This window comes from Streptomyces cinereoruber, assembly GCF_009299385.1.
In the GTDB taxonomy this organism is placed as follows: domain Bacteria; phylum Actinomycetota; class Actinomycetes; order Streptomycetales; family Streptomycetaceae; genus Streptomyces; species Streptomyces bikiniensis.
Genome location: NZ_CP023693.1, coordinates 3,602,020 through 3,619,300, shown reverse-complemented (window position 1 = coordinate 3,619,300; position 17,281 = coordinate 3,602,020). Strand labels below are relative to the sequence as shown.

Genomic DNA, 17,281 nt, shown 5'->3' with positions numbered 1-17,281 from the left:
GAGATCCGGAGCCTCGTGGGTCCTGCGCGGACGCGTGGGTGGTGGGCCGGTGGTTACACGGCCGCCCGGCGGAAGCGGCTCAGGCTCGTCCACACCGTGCCGACCAGCAGCACGGCGAACCACATGGACACGACCAGGTGCGGGTGCTCGCCGGGGAAGCCCGTGCTGTTCGCCGTGGGGTTGCCCCACAGGTGGCGGCAGGAGTCGGCCACCGCACTGATCGGGTTCCACTCGACGACCGGACGGAGCCAGGCCGGCATCGCAGCGGCCGGGAAGACCGCGTTCGACAGGAAGGTGCAGACGACCAGGACCAGGGCGCCGATCGAGTCGATGGATTCGACGTTCTTGACCATCATCCCGAGGGTGATGCCGACCCAGACCATGACGAAGATGAACCCGCCGGCCACGGCGAAACCGGCCGCCACCGACAGCGGGTCGCCGTGCGGACGCCAGCCGATGGCCAGACCCACCAGCGTGATCACCGCGAGGACGGCGAGGCCGACCAGCAGATCGGCCAGCGCATGCGCCACCAGCACCGCGGCCCGCGAGATGGGCAGGGAGCGGAACCGGTCCATCAGTCCGGCCCGGAGGTCCATGGCGATGCTGATCGCGGTCGGCCCGATGCCGGCCAGACCGACCTGCACCGCGATGCCCGCCATCAGGTACTCCTGGTAGTCACCCCCCTGGGGCGCCACGATCGCGTCCTTGAAGAGGTAGCCCACCGCCAGCAGCATCACCAGCGGATTGAGCACGATCCCGACGAGCCGCCCCGGTGTACGGCGCAGATGGCGCAGCCGCCTGCCCGCCAGCGCGAACGTCTCCGTGACGGGGCGGCCGTTCGTGACCGCGGGAGGGGAAGCGGGGGCGTGTGCGACCTCCACGACCGGAGTTCGGGTGCTTGTGGCCATGGCTGCCTCTCCTCGGGAGCGCGGGTCGATCCGCCGCAGCTCCGCGTCGACGATCGCACCGACCTCCGCCTGCGGTTCCGGATGCATCAGATGTTCGTGGGCGTGCGGGAGTTCATGGACACGGACGGCTCCGGCGACATGACCGCCCCAGCGGCCGGCGGCGGTCCTCGTGTCCGCCGCCGAGCGCCCGGACGTCGCGACGAACAGCGTCATGTCCCCGTCGAAGCGGCCGGGTTCGTGGCGCTCGGCGAGTTCGACGTGGTGGCGCATCACCGTCACCAGGCGCTCGATGTCCTGCTCGGTCAGGGAGCCGAAGGCACCGCCGTGGCGCCGCAGCACTCCGGCGACCGCGGCCGGGTCCGGGGCTTCGCCGGCCGCCGCTTCCGGGTCCTCCCCGAGGTACTCCAGGAAGCGGCCGAGCAGTTCGTCGCGGTCGGGCAGCGGCCCGTCGAGCGCGTGGTCGTAGGGGAAGGCGTCCAGATTGGCGAGGTAGGCGACCTCGTCGCCGTCGGCCCGCAGCCGGACGGCCAGTTCGTGGGCGAGCAGACCGCCGAAGGACCAGCCCAGCAGGTGGTACGGGCCCTCGGGCTGCACCTCCCGGATGCGCTCCAGGTACGACTCGGCCTGCGCCTCGATGCTCGGCGCCGGCTCGGCCCCGCTCACCTGCGGCGCCTGGAGTCCGATGATCGGCCGTCGCTCGTCGAGGTACCCGGCGAGCCCGAGATAGGGCAGGCTCGTGCCCAGCCCGCCGTGCACGCAGAACAGCGGGGGCAGCGAGCCGGTCGGCCGGATCGCGAGCACGGGGGCGAACGCGTCCTGCGGGTCCTCGCCGAGCGAGCCGGTCCGCAACTGCCGGGCCAGGTGTTCCGCTCCCGCCGCGCGGCCGTCCACCAGGGCGGCGAGCGCGGAGGCCGTCCGCCGGGTGAACACCTCGGCCACGGTGAGTTCGAGCCCGCTCTTCGCGGCCCGGGCCACCACCTGGACGGTGCCGATGCTGTTGCCGCCGAGGGCGAAGAAGTCGTCGTCGACGCCGAGGGCGTCGAGCCCGAGCACGTCGGCGAAGGCCCGGACCAGCGCCTTCTCGGTCTCGGTGACGGCTTCGCGGCCGGCCGCCGCCCGCAGGTCGGGCGCGGGCAGCGCGTCCCGGTCGAGCTTGCCGTTCACGGTCACCGGCAGTTCGGGCAGGGTGACCAGCGCGGACGGCACCATGTAGTCGGGCAGCCGCCGGGCGAGCCGGTCGCGTACCTCGCCGTCCTCGACGGTGGCGCCGGGGACGGTCACCAGATAGCCGACGAGGGTCTGGACGCCCGGCCGGTCCTCCCGGGCGACCACCACGGCCTGCGCGATCCGCGGGTGCTCCAGCAGCACGCTCTCGATCTCGCCGAGTTCGATGCGGAAGCCGCGGAGCTTCACCTGGTGGTCGACCCGGCCGACGTAGTCGAGGGCGCCGTCGGCACGCCAGCGTACGAGATCGCCGGTCCGGTACATACGTGATCCCGCCGGGCCGTACGGGTCGGCGACGAACCGCTCGGCGGTCACGCCGGGCCGGTTCACATAGCCGATGGCGAGGCTCGTGCCGCCCACGTAGAGCTCACCGACGACTCCGGGCGGGACGGGGGCCAGGTGTCGGTCCAGGACGTAGACGCGGTGGCCGGCGACGGGCCGCCCGATCGGCGGGCGGCCGCCGGTGATCCGGTCGCTCGCGGTGGTGCACACGGTGTTCTCGGTCGGGCCGTAGAGATTGTGGAGCTTGGTGACCGGTGCCCAGCGCTCGGCGAGTTCCGGGGCCATCGCCGCCCCCGCCACCATCATCAGCAGCTCCTCGGGCAGGTGCGCCTCCTCGGGGAAGGCGTCCATGACCACGGGCGGCAGCACGGCGAGGTTGACCCGGTGCCGGGTGATGAACTCGGCCAGCGGCAGGCCGGCCCGCCGGTCGTCCGGAACCTGCACCAGAGCGCCGCCGACCAGCAGGGAGACGCACATCTCCCAGACGGCCGCGTCGAAGCTGAAGGAGGCGAACTGCAGGGCCCGGGTGTGCGGCCCCAGGCCGAAACGCTCCTGGTGGTCGGCGGCCAGGGCCGTCGCGGTGCCGTGGGAGACCAGCACGCCCTTGGGCAGGCCCGTGGAACCGGAGGTGTAGATGAGGTACGCCGGGTCCCGCGGGGTCGGCGGGTGGCCGCGCTCGGCGTCGTCGAGTCCGGCCGCGGAGTGGCCCGCGATCAGGGTGCCGGTGTCCGGGTCGTCCAGGACGAGGCACCGCGCCCCCGTGGAGGTCTCCGGTGGCAGGACTCCGGAGTCGAGCACGGCGGCCGAGGTGACCAGCAGGTGCGCTCCGGAGTCGGTCAGCATGTGGGTGACGCGGTCGACGGGATAGGCCGGGTCGACGGGCAGATACGCGGCGCCGGACTTGAGCACCGCCAGCACGGAGACCAACAGTTCGGGCGAGCGGTGCAGCACCAGGGCCACGAAGCGTCCCGGACCCGCCCCCCGGGCCAGGAGTTCGCGGGCGAGGCGGTTGGCCCGCTCGTCCAGCTCCCGGTAGTCGAGTGTGACCTCGTCGGAGACGAACGCGGGATGCCCGGCTCGGCGGGCGGCCCAGGACTCGAAGAGGCCGGGCACGGTGTCGGTGGACTCCACGGCGTGACGGGAGCCGGTGCTCCAGTCCTCCAACAGCCGTCTCCGCTCCCGCGGGTCCAGGACGTCCAGGTGACTGAGGCGTGCGGAGGGGGTGGTGACGGCCGCTTCGAGCAGGCGGAGGAAGGAGTCGACGATCAGCCGCGCCGTGCCGCGTTCGTACAGGTCCGTCGCGAACTCGAGGCGTCCGGCCAGGCCTTCACCGGGGCCGGCCTCGGTGAACTCGAAGACGAGGTCGAACTTGGCCGCCGTGGAGCCGGATCCGACGAACTCCGACTCCAGGCCGGGGAGGTCGAACGTCGGCCGATCGGTGTTCTGGAAGGCCAGCATCACCTGGAACAAGGGCTGCCGCGACAGCGAGCGAGCCGGGCTCAGCGCGTCCACCAGCCGCTCGAAGGGCAGGTCCTGGTGCTGGAAGGCGCCCAGGTCGGCCTCGCGGACGCGGTGCAGCAGCTGCTGGAAGGTGGGGTCGCCGCTGGTGTCGGTACGCAGCACGAGCGTGTTGACGAAGAAGCCGACCAGGTCGTGCAGCGCCTCGTCGGTGCGGCCCGCGACGGGCGAGCCGAGCGGGATGTCGGTACCGCCCCCCAGCTTGCCGAGGGTGGCGGCGAGGGCGGCCTGGACGACCATGAAGGGGCTGACCCCTGACGCGCGGGCCAGGCGGGTGATCCGCTCGTGGAGCCCGGGCGGGACGGTGAACGGCACGACGTCGCCCGCGTGGCTCGCGATCGGCGGGCGCGGACGGTCGCTGGGCAGGGCCAGTTCCTCCGGGATGCCGCGCAGGGCCTCCGTCCAGTACGCCAGCTGGCGACGGAGCAGGCTGTCCGGGTCCTCCTCGGAGCCCAGCTCCCGCTCCTGCCAGAGGCAGAAGTCGGCGTACTGGACGGGCAGTCCGGCCCGGTCGGGCAGCTCGCCCGCGGCGCGGGCACGGTAGGCGCGGGCGATGTCGGCGGCCAGCACCGGGACGGACCAGCCGTCGAAGGCGATGTGGTGGACGACCAGCAGCAGGACGTTGTCCCGCTCGCCGAGCGAGAAGAGCCGGGCGCGCAGGGGCAGCTCGCGGGTCAGGTCGAAGGGACGGTCGGCCTCCGCGTCCAGGAGCGCGTCCAGGGCCGGCTCGCCGCCGGGTACGGGGACGGGCTCCAGCGCGGGGCGGGATTCCAGGGCGTCGCGCACGACCTGACCCGGCTCCTCGCCGACACTCGGGAAGACGGTCCGCAGCACCTCGTGGCGCTCGCTCACGTCGGCCAGGGCGGCCCGCAGGGCGGCGACGTCGAGCTCGCCGCGCAGCCGGACGGCCAGGGAGACGTGGTAGCCGCCGGCCTCGGGGTCCAGACGGTTGAGGAACCACATCCGGCGCTGCATGTGCGACAGCGGCAGGAAGCCGGGCCGGGGCAGGGCGCGCAGCGGCGTGCGGGCCGCGGGCGTGGTGTCCAGGCGGGCCGCGAGCGCGGCAGGGGTCGGGTGATCGAACAGGGATCGTACGGACAGCTCCGCGCCGAGGGCGCCGCGTACCCGGCTCACCAGCCGGGTGGCCAGCAGGGAGTGCCCTCCGAGCGCGAAGAAGTCGTCGTCCACGCCCACGTCGGGCAGCCCGAGGACGTCGGCGAACAGCCCGCGGAGGATCTCCTCGACGGGGCCGTCGGCCTCCCGGCCGGCGACCCGCTCCAGCTCGGGTGAGGGCAGCGCCTTGCGGTCGACCTTGCCGCTGGGGGTCAGCGGGAAGGTGTCGAGAGGCACGAGGACCGAGGGGACCATGTAGTCGGGCAGCGCGTCCTTGACCCGCTCCCGGACGGCCGCGGTGTCCAGGGCCGGCGCGCCCCCGCCGGCGTCCCCCTCCGGCACCAGGTAGGCGACGAGCCGGGTGTCGCCGGGCCCGACCTCGCGGGCGACGACCACGGCGCGGGCGACCTCGGGCAGCTCGGTCAGCACGGTCTCGATCTCGCCGAGTTCGATGCGGTAGCCGCGCACCTTCACCTGGTGGTCGACCCGGCCGATGTAGTCGAGCAGCCCGTCGGAACCCCGGCGGACCAGGTCGCCCGTACGGTACAACCGGGTCCCCGCGGGCCCGTAGGGGTCGGCGACGAAGCGCTCGGCGGTCAGCGAGGGGCGGCCCAGGTAGCCGTGTGCCAGCCCGGTGCCGGCGATGTACAGCTCGCCGACGACTCCGCGGGGGACCGGCCGCAGCGCCTGGTCCAGGACGTAGGCCCGGGTGTTCGCGATGGGCCGGCCGATGGACGGGGCGCCCGGGCGGGTGCCGTCGAGGACCGAGGAGGTGGACCAGATCGTGGTCTCGGTGGGGCCGTAGACGTTGAAGACGGTGTCGGCGGCCTCCACGAGCGCGGCGGCCAGCGGCTCGCCGAGCGCCTCCCCGCCGGTCAGCAGGCGCAGGCCCGCGAGGCATTCGGGGGCGGTGGCGACGAGTGCCTGCCAGTGGCTCGGCGTGGCCTGCACGACGGTCGCGCCGCCGGCGGTGATCGCCGCCGCGAGGGCCGCCGGGTCCTGGACGGTGGCCCGGTCCGCGAGGACGAGGCCGGCGCCGGCGACCAGGGGGACGAACAGCTCCAGCATCGCGATGTCGAACCCGAAGGTCGTCACGGCGAGGAGGCGGTCCCGCCCGGTGACGGCCACGCGGCGGACCATGTCGTCGACGAGGTTGACGAAGGCGCCGTGCGGGACGACGACGCCCTTGGGGCGGCCCGTCGAGCCGGAGGTGTAGATGACGTACGCCGGGAGGTCCGGGCTCAGGCTCCCGCCGCGTTCGGCGTCGGAGAGCGGGCCGGCGGGCTGCCCGAGCAGTTCCGCCGCGGTGTCCGCGTCGTCGAGCAGGACGGTGGCGCCCGTCCACCGCAGGGCCTCCGCCGTGTCCGTGGTGCTCAGCAGCACGGTGGGCGCCGCGTCGTCGAGCATCAGGCCGATGCGGTCGCTCGGGTGGTCGGGGTCGATGGCCAGGTACGCGGCGCCGGTCTTGAGCACGGCCAGGGCGGCGACCACCAGGTCCGCGGAGCGGGGCAGGGCGAGGGCCACCAGGCCGCCGGTCCGGGTGCCGCGGCTGATCAGCAGCCGGGCGAGGCGGTCGGCGCGGTCCTCCAGGGCGGCGGCCGTCAGGGAGTCGTCCGCGCATTCCACGGCGACCCGGTCGGGGTCCGCGGCGGCGCGGTCGGCGATCAGCTCCGGGAGCAGCGCGGCCGGTGCGGGCGCCTCGGTCCGGTTGTACGTCCGCAGGACGAGCTCCCGTTCCTCCGGCTCGATCAGTTCGAGCCGGCCGAGCGGCAGGTCCGCGGCGGCCGGCACCCGGGCGAGCAGGGAGGCGAGGCGGTGGACCAGCAGGTCGGCCTCCTCGGCCCCGAAGAGCTCCGGGCGGTACTGGACCGTCAGTTCCAGTTCGGTACCGGGCAGGGCGACCAGGCTCAGCGGGAACTCGGTGGCGTTGCGGATGTCGGAGCGCCGCAGCACCAGGCCGGTCAGCGCGGTGAACGCGGCGCCGTCGGTCCTGGGGTAGTTCTGGAACATCACGGCGCTGTCGAACAGGCTGCCGACACCGACGAGCTCCTGTACGTCGGCGAGGCCGAGGTGGCGGTGCGGGAGCAGCTCGCTCTGCTGGTGCTGGAAGCCGGTGAGCAGCTCGGCCACGGTGCGCGTGGAGTCCAGGCGGACGCGGGCGGGCAGCGTGTTGGCGAACATGCCGACCATCGACTCGACGCCGGGCAGTTCGGCGGGGCGCCCCGAGTCGACCATGCCGAACACCACGTCGGTGCGGCCGGTCAGCCGGCCGACGAGGACCCCCCAGCAGCCCTGGACCACGGTGCCCAGGGTCAGCTCGCGGGAGCGGGCCCATTCGGTGAGGCGTGCGGTCTCCTCGGGGCCGAGGGCGGTGCTCACCGCCCGGGGGAGCGACGGCGCACCGGTCGGGTCGGGCGGGGCGACGTACGTGGGCTCGTCGACCGTGGCCAGGGCGGAGCGCCACGCGTCGCGGGCGGCGTCGCGGTCCTGCCGCGCGAGCCAGGCGAGGTAGTCGCGGTAGTGCGGTGCGGGGAGGGCGGCGCCCGCCTCCCCGGTCGCGTACCGGGTGAACAGCTCGTCCAGCATGATCGGCATCGACCAGCCGTCGAGGACGATGTGGTGGACCGTCAGCAGCAGCCGGAACCGTTGCCCGCCCAGCCGGACGAGGGTGCAGCGCAGCAGCGGCGGGCGGTCGAGGCGGAAGGGGCGGGCCCGGTCCGCCCCGGTGATCCGTTCCAGCTCGGCCGACTGCTCGTCCCCGGCGAGGGCGGAGAGGTCCACCGTCTCCCACGGCACGTCGACGTCGTGCGGAACGACCTGGACCGGTTCACCGTTGCGGCGGGTCCGGAAGCAGGCCCGCAGACCGGCGTGGTTCTCCAGCAGCCCGCCCAGCGCGGCCCGCATCCGGTCCTCGTCCAGCGGGCCGTCGAGGTCGGCCACCAGCTGCAGCACATGGATGTCGAGGCCCTGCTCCACGAAGTCCGCGTGGAACAGGAAGCCCTGCTGCAGCGGTGCGAGCGGCAGGAACTCGCTCTTTCGCGCGGATTTCACCGTGTGCTCTCTCATGACTCCAGCTCAGTGTCGAGTTCGTCCATCTCGTCGTCGCTCAGTTCCAGGAGCGGTGCCTGCGGCGTGGTGGCGGGCCGGGGCGCCGGTACGCCGGGCTCGGAGGCGGCGACGACGGCCGCGAGGGCGAGGGGGGTGCGGTGTCCGAAGACGTCCCGGGGGGTGATCACGATGCCGTGGGCGCGGGCCCTGCCCACGACCCGGATGGAGCTGATGGAGTCCCCGCCGAGGGCGAAGAAGTTGTCGTCGATGCCGACGGCGTCGACTCCGAGCACCTCGGCGAACACCTCGCACAGGGCCCGCTCGACCGGGTCGCGGCCCTCCCGCCGGGCGCCGGCGGCCGCCGTGTCGGCCGCTCCGGCCGGGTGGGGGAGGGCCTTGCGGTCCACCTTCCCGTGGGCCGTCAGCGGCAGTTCGGGCAGTGCGACCCAGACGGACGGGACCATGTACTCCGGCAGCGCCTCGGCGAGGGCGGCCCGGGTTCCCGCGAGGTCGTCGGCGTCCGGTGCCACGACGTAGGCGACGAGGCGGGTGGCCCGGGACGGGTCATCGAGGGTGGCCACCACGGCGTCGGTCACCCGCGGCAGGGCGCGCAGGGCGGCCTCGATCTCGCCGAGCTCGATCCGGTGGCCCCGCACCTTGACCTGGTGGTCACGGCGCTCCACGAACTCCAGCTGTCCGTCCGGCCGCCGCACCACGCGGTCGCCGGTGCGGTACATCCGGGCGCCGGGGGTCCCGGCGAAGGGGTCGGCGACGAAGGCGGCGGCGGTCCTGGCGGGGTCGGCGAGGTAGCCGCGGCCGACGCCGGCCCCGCCGACGTACAGCTCGCCGACCGTGCCCACCGGTACCGGGCGCAGCTCGTCGCCCAGGACGTGGAGGAAGGTGTTGCGGACGGCCGCGCCGATCGGCACCCGGGCACCGGGCCGGTCCTCCGCGTGCAGCACGGCGTGGGTCACGTCGTCCGAGCACTCGGTGGGGCCGTACGCGTTGACCAGGGGGATGGCGGGGAACCAGCCCCACCAGCGGTCGCACAGGTCGGCGGGGAGCGCCTCGCCGGTGACCACGAGCCGGCGCAGCCCGCCCGCGTCGGCGGCGGCGCCCGCCGCGTCCCAGGCCTCCAGGGCGGCCCGGAGCAGGGAGGGCACGACCTCCAGGACGGTGACGTCCTCGGCCGACACGACGCCGAAGAGGGCGTCGGGGTCGGCGGCGACCTCGCGGGGGACCACGCGGACGGTGCCGCCGACGACGAGCGGGGCCAGCATCTGCCAGACCGACACGTCGAAGGTGACGGGGGCGTTCTGCACGACCCGGTCCCCGGCGCCCAGGGCGAGGTCCTCGATCTTGGCCAGGAGGTGGTTCTCCATGCCGAGGCGGTGGACCATCGCGCCCTTGGGCCTGCCCGTGGACCCGGACGTGAAGATCACGTAGGCGAGGTCGCCCGGGAGGCCGGGAGGACGCGCGGGACCGTCCGGTGCCTCCGGTACGTCCTCGAAGCCGGGTGCCGTCTCCAGGATGCCCAGGCCGTCGCCGGCCAGGCTCACCACCTCGGCGGCCAGGCTCTCGCACCCCGGGCCCACCAGCAGGCACCGGGCCCCGGAGTCCGAGACCAGCGAGGCGATGCGGGCCACCGGGGCACCGACGTCCAGCGGGACCCAGGCCGCACCCGCCCGCAGGACGCCCAGCACGGAGCCGACGAAGGCCGCGCCCGGTTCGGCCAGCACCGCCACGAGGGAGCCGGGGCCCGCCCCGGCGGCGGTCAGCCGCCCGGCCAGCTCGTCCGACCAGCGGACGAGGGAGGCGTAGGAGACCTCGTGCTCCCCGTCCGCCACGGCGGTGGCGGTGGGGGAGGTCCGGGCGAACTCGCGTACCCGCTCCACCACTCCGCCGGGGATGCCGACGTCGGTGGCGCTCGTGGTGTCGTTCCACTTGCGCAGCAGCGCGCTCTCGTCCCCGGTCAGGACGTCGAGCCGGCCGGTGCCCCGGCCGGGTGCGGCGGCGAGGTCCAGGAGCAGCCCGCGGAAGCGCTGTGCGACGGCCGCGACCTCGTCACGGGTCAGGAGGTCGGGCGCGTAGTCGAAGCGGACCTCGATCTCCCGGCCGGGCAGGACGACCATGCTGAGCGGGTAGTGGCGGGCGTCGCGGGCCGTGACGTCGCCGATCCGCAGGCCGCCCCGGTCGGTGGCGGCGCCGCCGGCAGCCTCGGCCGGGGGGAAGTTCTCGAAGACGAGGGCGGTGTCGAAGGGCTCGCCGTACGCGGCCAGCGCCGGGCTGCCGGTGAGCATCTCGGCGAGCCCGAGGTGGTCGAAGTCCCGCAGGGCGGACTGGGTGTCCTGGAGCCGCAGCAGGAACGTTCCGACGGGCTCGCCGGGGTCGAGGGCCACCCGGACCGGCAGCGTGTTCAGGAACGGCCCGACGATGCTCTCCACGCCCGGCAGCGAGGCCGGCCGGGTGGACACGGTCGCCCCGAACAGCACGTCGGAGCGGCCGGTGAGCCGGCCGAGCAGCACGGCCCAGGCGCCCTGGAACACGGTGTTGGTGGTCAGGCCCTGGCGCGCGGCGAAGCCGGTGAGCTCGGCGGTCTCCTCGGCGGTCAGCCGCAGGGGCACGGACTCCGGGTCGACCGGCAGCCGGTCGGGTGCCGCTCCGCACAGCAGGGTCGGCTCCTCCAGTCCGGCGAGCGAGGCGGCCCACGCCGCCTTGGCCGCGTCGTGGTCCTGACCGGCCAGCCAGGAGAGGTAGGCGCGGAAGGGAACGGCCGGCGGGAGGGTTCCGGCGGCGTCCCCGCCCTGGTAGCAGGCGAGCAGTTCGCGCACCAGGACGGGCATGGACCAGCCGTCCACCAGGATGTGGTGCAGGGTCCAGACGAGGCGGTGGCGCTCGTCGTCCAGTCGTACGAGGACCCATCGCATCAGCGGCGGGCGGGTCATGTCGAAGCGCAGGAGCCGGTCGCCCTCGGCGAGCCGGTCCAGCTCGGCCCGCCGCTCGGCGGGTGCGAGCCCGGACAGGTCGACGCGGCGCAGGGGTACCCGGACTCCCGTGCGCAGCACCGAGACCGGTTCGCCCGATTCCCGGTGGTGGAAGGCCCCGCCGAGGCCGGGGTGCCGGTCCACGAGGGTGGCCAGGGCGCGCTCCAGGGCGTCCGCGTCCACCGCGCCGATCAGGTCGGCCGCGACCTGCAGGGTGTAGAGGTCGGTCCCCCGCCGGTCGAACTCGGTTTGGAACAGCATGCCGCGCTGCATCGCCGTCAACGGCAGCACGTCCGTGACCGCGGTGCCCCCCGGAGCGTCCTCGGCGTGCTCGATCCCGTCGATCTCCTCCTGGCTCAGCGCCACCAGGGGCAGGTCGGAGGGGGTGTGGCCGCCGGCTCCCGGAAGCTCCAGGTGGGTCACGAGGGCGCGCAGGGCCGCGAACCAGGCCTCGGCGAGTTCACGGACCTCCGTCTCGTCGAGGAGCCCGTCCGCCCACAGCCAGTCGGCGACCAGACGCGGGCCGTCGGCGTGGTCCTCGGTCACCGGGGTGACCGCCAGGACATGGCGCAGCGGGGTGTCCGGGTGGAAGCCGGTGGCGACGACCGAGGAGCCGCCGGCGTGGGTCCAGGGGCCGGCCGTCCCGTCGACGCGGAACCGGCCGAGGTAGTTGAAGCCGAGGCTCGGGGCGGGCACCGCGGCCAGCTGCCGGGCGGTGCGCGGGTTGAGGTGGCGCAGCAGGCCGTAGCCGATCCCGCGGTCCGGGACGGCGCGCAGTTGCTCCTTGACCCGCTTGACGGCGGTGGCGAGGGCGGGACCGGAGGCCCGGGCCTCCTCCCGGTCCAGGGCGCCGATGTCGAGGCGGACGGGGAAGACGGTGGTGAACCAGCCGACGGTACGGGAGAGGTCGACGTCGTCGGCGATCTGCTCGCGGCCGTGTCCTTCGAGTTCGATCAGGAGCGGACGCGCGGAGTCCGGCGCGGAGCGGCCGCGCCAGTCGGCGGCGGCCAGGGTGAGCGCGCCGAGCAGGACGTCGTTGATCTCGCCGTGGAAGGCGGCGGGCACCGCGGTCAGCAGGGCCGCGGTCTGGTCGGCGGGCAGTTCCAGCCGCAGTCGCCGGGCGGTGCCGTAGGTGTCCCTGGACGGGTCGAGCGGGCGGCTGCCGATCACGGACGGTTCGTCCTCGCGCTGTGCCTGCCAGTAGGGCAGTTCGGCGATGCGCGCGGGCGTGCGGGACTGCGCGGCGAGGGTGGTGGCCCAGCGGCGGTAGGAGGTCGCGACCGGCTCCGGGGCGGGCGTGCGGCCGGCCGCGGTGGCGGTCCAGGCCGCTTCCAGGTCGCCGGTCAGGATGCGCCAGGAGACGCCGTCGACGACGGTGTGGTGGGCGAGCAGCAGCAGGTGCGAGGTGGGGCCGGGGCCGCCGTGGAGGAGCACGGCCTGGAGCGTGACCCCGTCGGTCGGGGAGAGCCGGGTCCGCGCGGTGTCGGCCTCGGCCGCGACGAGCCGTTCCAGCGCGTCGGGATCGCCGGTGGCGCCGGAGGCGTCCACGACGCTGATCAGCCGGTCGGCGGCCACGGAGCCGCGCTCGGCGGTGTGCAGCGACCAGATGCCGGGCGCGGGCTCGGTCACCGTCAGGCGCAGCGCGTCGTGCCGGTCGAGCAGCGCCTGCAGGGCGGGGGCGAGGTTGCCGGCCGTCATCGCGGAGGGCACCCGGAGCAGGACGTGCTGGTTGAACTGCCCTGCGGGCCCGGAGAGTTCGCCGAGGTCCTCGGCGAGCTGGGCGATGATCGGAGTCGGCTCGACCTCGCCGACCCCGTCCTCGGCGGCGGTCGGGCCGGCGGCGGTCGGCACGGTCGCGCCGGTGGCGTTCGCCACGAGGGCGGCGAGCGCGGCGGGGGTCTTGAGGGAGAAGATGTCGCGGGGGGTGAGGACGATGCCCCGGGACCGGGCACGGCCGACCACCTGGATGGAGCTGATCGAGTCTCCGCCCAGGGCGAAGAAGGCGTCGTCCGCGCCCACCGTGTCGAGGCCCAGGACCTGGGCGAAGATCTCGCGGAGCACCTGCTCGGCGGGGTTGCGGGGGAGGCGGCCGCGCTGCCCGGCCGCGGCGGCCGGAACGGGAACGGGAACGGGGGGTGCGGCGGCGGTCTCGGCGGTGCCCGATCCGACCGGCGCGGGCAGCGCGCGGCGGTCGACCTTGCCGTGCGCGGTCAGCGGCAGCGCCGGAAGCGGGATCCAGCCGGCGGGAACCATGTACGAGGGCAGCAGGTCGGCCAACGCGTCCCGGACGGCAGCCGGTTCGGTGTCGGGAGCGACCAGGTAGGCCACCAGGCGGGCCCTGCCGCCGGGGTCCTCGAGGGCGGTGACGGCGACGTCGACGACGTGCGGAAGGGAACGCAGCACGGCCTCGATCTCGCCGAGCTCGACACGGTGTCCGCGGATCTTCACCTGGTGGTCGCGCCGCTCCAGGAACTCCAGCTGCCCGTCCGGGCGCTGGACCACGTGGTCGCCGGTGCGGTACATGCGGCTGCCGGGTACGGGCGCGAACGGGTCGGCCACGAAGGTGGCGGCGGTCTTGACCGGGTCCAGGAGGTAGCCGCGGCCGACGCCCGCGCCTCCGACGTACAGCTCGCCGATCGCGCCGGGGGCCACGGGCCGCAGGTCGTCGCCGAGGACGTGGAGCCGGGTGTTGCGGACGGGGCCGCCGATGGGCACGCGCACGCCGATCGGGTCGTTCACGCGCAGCACGGCGTGCGTGACGTCGTCCGAGCACTCGGTGGGGCCGTACGCGTTGACCATCGGGATCTCGGGGAAGCGCTGCCACCAGCGCGCGCAGAGGTCCGGCGGGAGGGCCTCGCCGGTCACGACGAGCCGGCGCAGGTTCCGGGCGGCCGGCGCGCCGGGGGCGGTGTCCCAGTGGTCGAGGGCCGCGCGCAGCAGCGTGGGGACGACCTCCAGGACGGTGACGTGGCCGTCGGTGGCCGTGGCGAAGAGGGCGTCGGGGTCGGCGGCGACCTCGCGGGGGACCACGTGGACGGTGCCGCCGACGACGAGCGGGGCCAGCATCTGCCAGACCGACACGTCGAAGGTGACGGGGGCGTTCTGCACGACCCGGTCGGCGGAGGTCAGCCCCAGGTCGTCGATCTTGGCGCAGAGGTGGTTGAGCATGCCGCCGCGGTGGACCATGGCGCCCTTGGGCCTGCCCGTGGAGCCCGACGTGAAGATGACGTACGCCAGGTCGTCCGGGACGCCGACCGGCGCGCGCAGCCCGTCCAGCGGCATCGGGTACGGGGTCAGGCCGCCGGGCAGCGGGTGGGTTCGTAGGCTGCCGTCGCCGAGCTCCGCGGCCAGGTCCTGCAGACCGGGCCCGACGAGCAGGTGGCCGATCCGGGCGTCGGCGATCAGGCCGTCGATGCGGGCGGCCGGCGCGTGTACGTCGAGGGGGACCCAGGCCGCACCCGCGCCGAGGACGCCCAGGACGGCGCCGACGAAGGCGGCGCTCGGCTCGGCGAGGACGCCGACCAGGGTGCCGGGGCCGACTCCGGCCGTGGCGAGCGTCTCGGCGAGCTCGTCCGCCCAGATCGCCAGTGAGGAGTAGGAGGCGTCCGTCGTGCCGTCGGTGACCGCGAGGGCGGCGGGCGTGGCGGCGGCGAACTTCCGTACGAGCTCCACCACGTCCTCCGTCGGCGTCTCGCCGTGGGGTCCGGTGCCGGCCGCCAGGAGGGCGTCGCGCTCCTGCTCGGTGAGGAGGTCGAGGCGGCCCAGGGGCGTGGCCGGGTCGACGGCGGCGAGGCCCTGCATGAACGCGCCGAAACGGCGCAGGTGGTCCACCACCTCGGACTCGGAGTACCGCTCGGGGTTGCCGTTCATGTGCAGTTCGAGGCTGCCGTCGGCGCCGTCGAGGACGGTGATCATGAGGTCGTCGACGATGCCGGTGGAGAGGTTGTGCAGCCGGGCCTCGCAGAGCCCGAGCCGGAACTCCGGTGTCTGCGGCAGCACGTTGATGAAGGGACCAAAGGGCCGCCGGTCGGCCTGCATGCCGAGGGAGCGGCGGATGCGCTCGGCCGGGTAGCGCTGGTGGCGCAGGGAGCGGGCGACCGCCTTCGAGGTGCTGCCCAGCAGCTCGGACACCGTGATCGCGGGCCCGACGCGGGCCGGGAGCGGCAGGTAGTTGGCCACCATGCCGGGCACCTTGCGCGCGGTGGCGGTCAGCCGCGCGGTCATGGGGAGGGTCAGGAGCACGTCGGCACGGCCGGCGGCCTTGCCCACGTAGGCCGCGGTCGCGGCGATGGCGAAGGTGGGCCAGGTGACCCCGGCGGCGGAGGCCGCGGCCCGCAGGCGCCGGGCGACGGCCGCGTCGAGTTCGTGGGTGCGGCGCAGGAAGCCGGTGCCCGGGACGGGGTCACCGGGAGCGAGGCTGACCGGTTCCGCCCCGCCGCCGAGGTGGGCCTCCCAGAAGCGACGGTCGCGTTCCAGGGCCGGCGACTCCAGGTACTCCGTCTCCTCCTGGAGCAGCAGGTGCAGCGGGGGCAGCGGGTCCCCCGGCAGTTCCTCGCCGGCGCTCAGCGCCCCGTAGACCTCGCTGAGGCGCCGGTAGACCGCCAGCCGGCTGTAGCCGTCGGACAGCAGGTGGTGCATGGCCAGGTAGAGCAGGGTGCGGCCCTCGGACACGCGGAAGAGGACCGTACGGAAGAGCAGCCCGCCGACGAGCTCGAACGGCCGGTGCAGGTCCTCGTCCATCAGCTTCAGCGCCTCGGCGACCGGGTCCGGGCTTCCGCTGACGTCCCGTACCTCCAGGGGAAGCCCGTCCAGCGGCTCGATCCGCTGCACCGGCAGTCCGTCCACGTCGAAGAAGCGCGCACGGGCGCATTCCGCCTCCTCCAGGACCACCCGCAGCGCGCGCCGGAGCAGCGGCTCGTCGAGCGGCCCGCTGACGTCCAGGTAGTCGGCCATGTTGTACGCGAGCCGACCGCTCGACAGCCGCTCGTCGAACCAGATGCCTTTCTGGGCCCCCGTCAGGGGCAGTTCAGGAAGGGCGGGCGAAGTCATGACGATCTCCATGAGTGCTGCGGACAAGGTGTGCCGGTGAGGACGACGCCCGCCCGGCGGCGCAGGACGTGCGGTGCGGAGGGACCCGGGTGCCGGGACGGAGGAGGGGTCAGTGGCTCTCGGCCGCCACCGCCTCCTGGAGGGCCCCGGGACCGTAGAGGTCGCTCACCCACTGGTCCTGGTAGACGGTGTCCAGGTAGCGCTCTCCCAGGTCGGGGGCGATGGCCACGGCCGAGACGTCCGCCGCGAGGGGGTGCTCGGCCAGCCACGCGGTGGCCCCGCTCACGACGGTCCCGGTGGAGCCGCCGAAGAGGAACCCGCGCCGGGCCAGCTGCCGGCAGGACCGGATGGTGTCGATCTCCGGCACGATGACCACGTCGTCCACGTAGGACTCGTCGAGCAGTTGCGGCCGTACGCCCGTCCCGAGACCGGGGATCATGCGGGTCTGCGACGGACCGCCGAAGGTGACGGAACCGGCGGCGTCGATCGCGACGATCCGTACCGAGGGCTTGTGCTCCCGCATGTAGCGCGCACATCCCATGAGCGTCCCGGTGGTGCCGGAGCCGACGAACAGGACGCCGAGGTCGGGAAACGCCTTCAGGATCTCCGGGCCGGTCAGTTGGTGATGGGCCATCCAGTTGTTCGGGTTGGCGTACTGGTTGAGCCAGACGGAATCGCTGACTCCCGCGCACAGTTCACGGACCCGCTGGATGCGGGCACCGAGCAGGCCGTCGACCGGATGCGGCTCGGTGACCACGTGCACCTCGCTGCCCAGGAGCTGCATGAGCTGGCGCGAGGCGAGGGTGCAGCGGGAGTCGGTGACGCAGATGAAGTGGTAACCCCGGTTGCAGGCGACGATGCTGAGCGCCACGCCCAGATTGCCCGAGGAACTCTCCACGATGGTCGAGCCGGGGCGGAGGTCGCCGGCGCGTTCCGCGGCGGAGACCATCGCATGGGCTGCCTTGAGTTTGATCGAGCCGGCGAAATTGAATCCCTCGCACTTCAGGATCAGACGTTCACCGACGACGGATGCGAGATCGACGTAGAGGTCGGTGGCATTGAATTCATGTGGGGCGGATATGACTTGAATGGGACACTCTCCACGTCGATGTGTCCGGCGGAGGTCGTCAACCAGCCGGCTCGCCTGCTGCTGAG

3 protein-coding genes are annotated in these 17,281 nt (G+C 74.1%); all 3 read right to left on the bottom strand.

Annotated elements, in window-relative coordinates; all coding sequences use genetic code 11:
• Positions 1–53 precede the first annotated feature (53 nt).
• A complete protein-coding gene (locus CP977_RS16045; RefSeq protein WP_183953369.1) occupies positions 54–8,111 on the bottom strand; it encodes a non-ribosomal peptide synthetase in 8,058 nt (2,685 codons plus the stop codon).
• A complete protein-coding gene (locus tag CP977_RS16040) occupies positions 8,108–16,126 on the bottom strand; it encodes a non-ribosomal peptide synthetase (protein WP_152370336.1) in 8,019 nt (2,672 codons plus the stop codon). The genes CP977_RS16045 and CP977_RS16040 overlap by 4 nt, the downstream gene beginning before the upstream one ends.
• 109 nt (positions 16,127–16,235) lie before the next feature.
• Complete coding sequence (sbnA, locus tag CP977_RS16035) at positions 16,236–17,216, bottom strand: 2,3-diaminopropionate biosynthesis protein SbnA (RefSeq protein WP_152371571.1); 981 nt, start codon at positions 17,214–17,216, stop codon at positions 16,236–16,238.
• Positions 17,217–17,281: the final 65 nt, after the last annotated feature.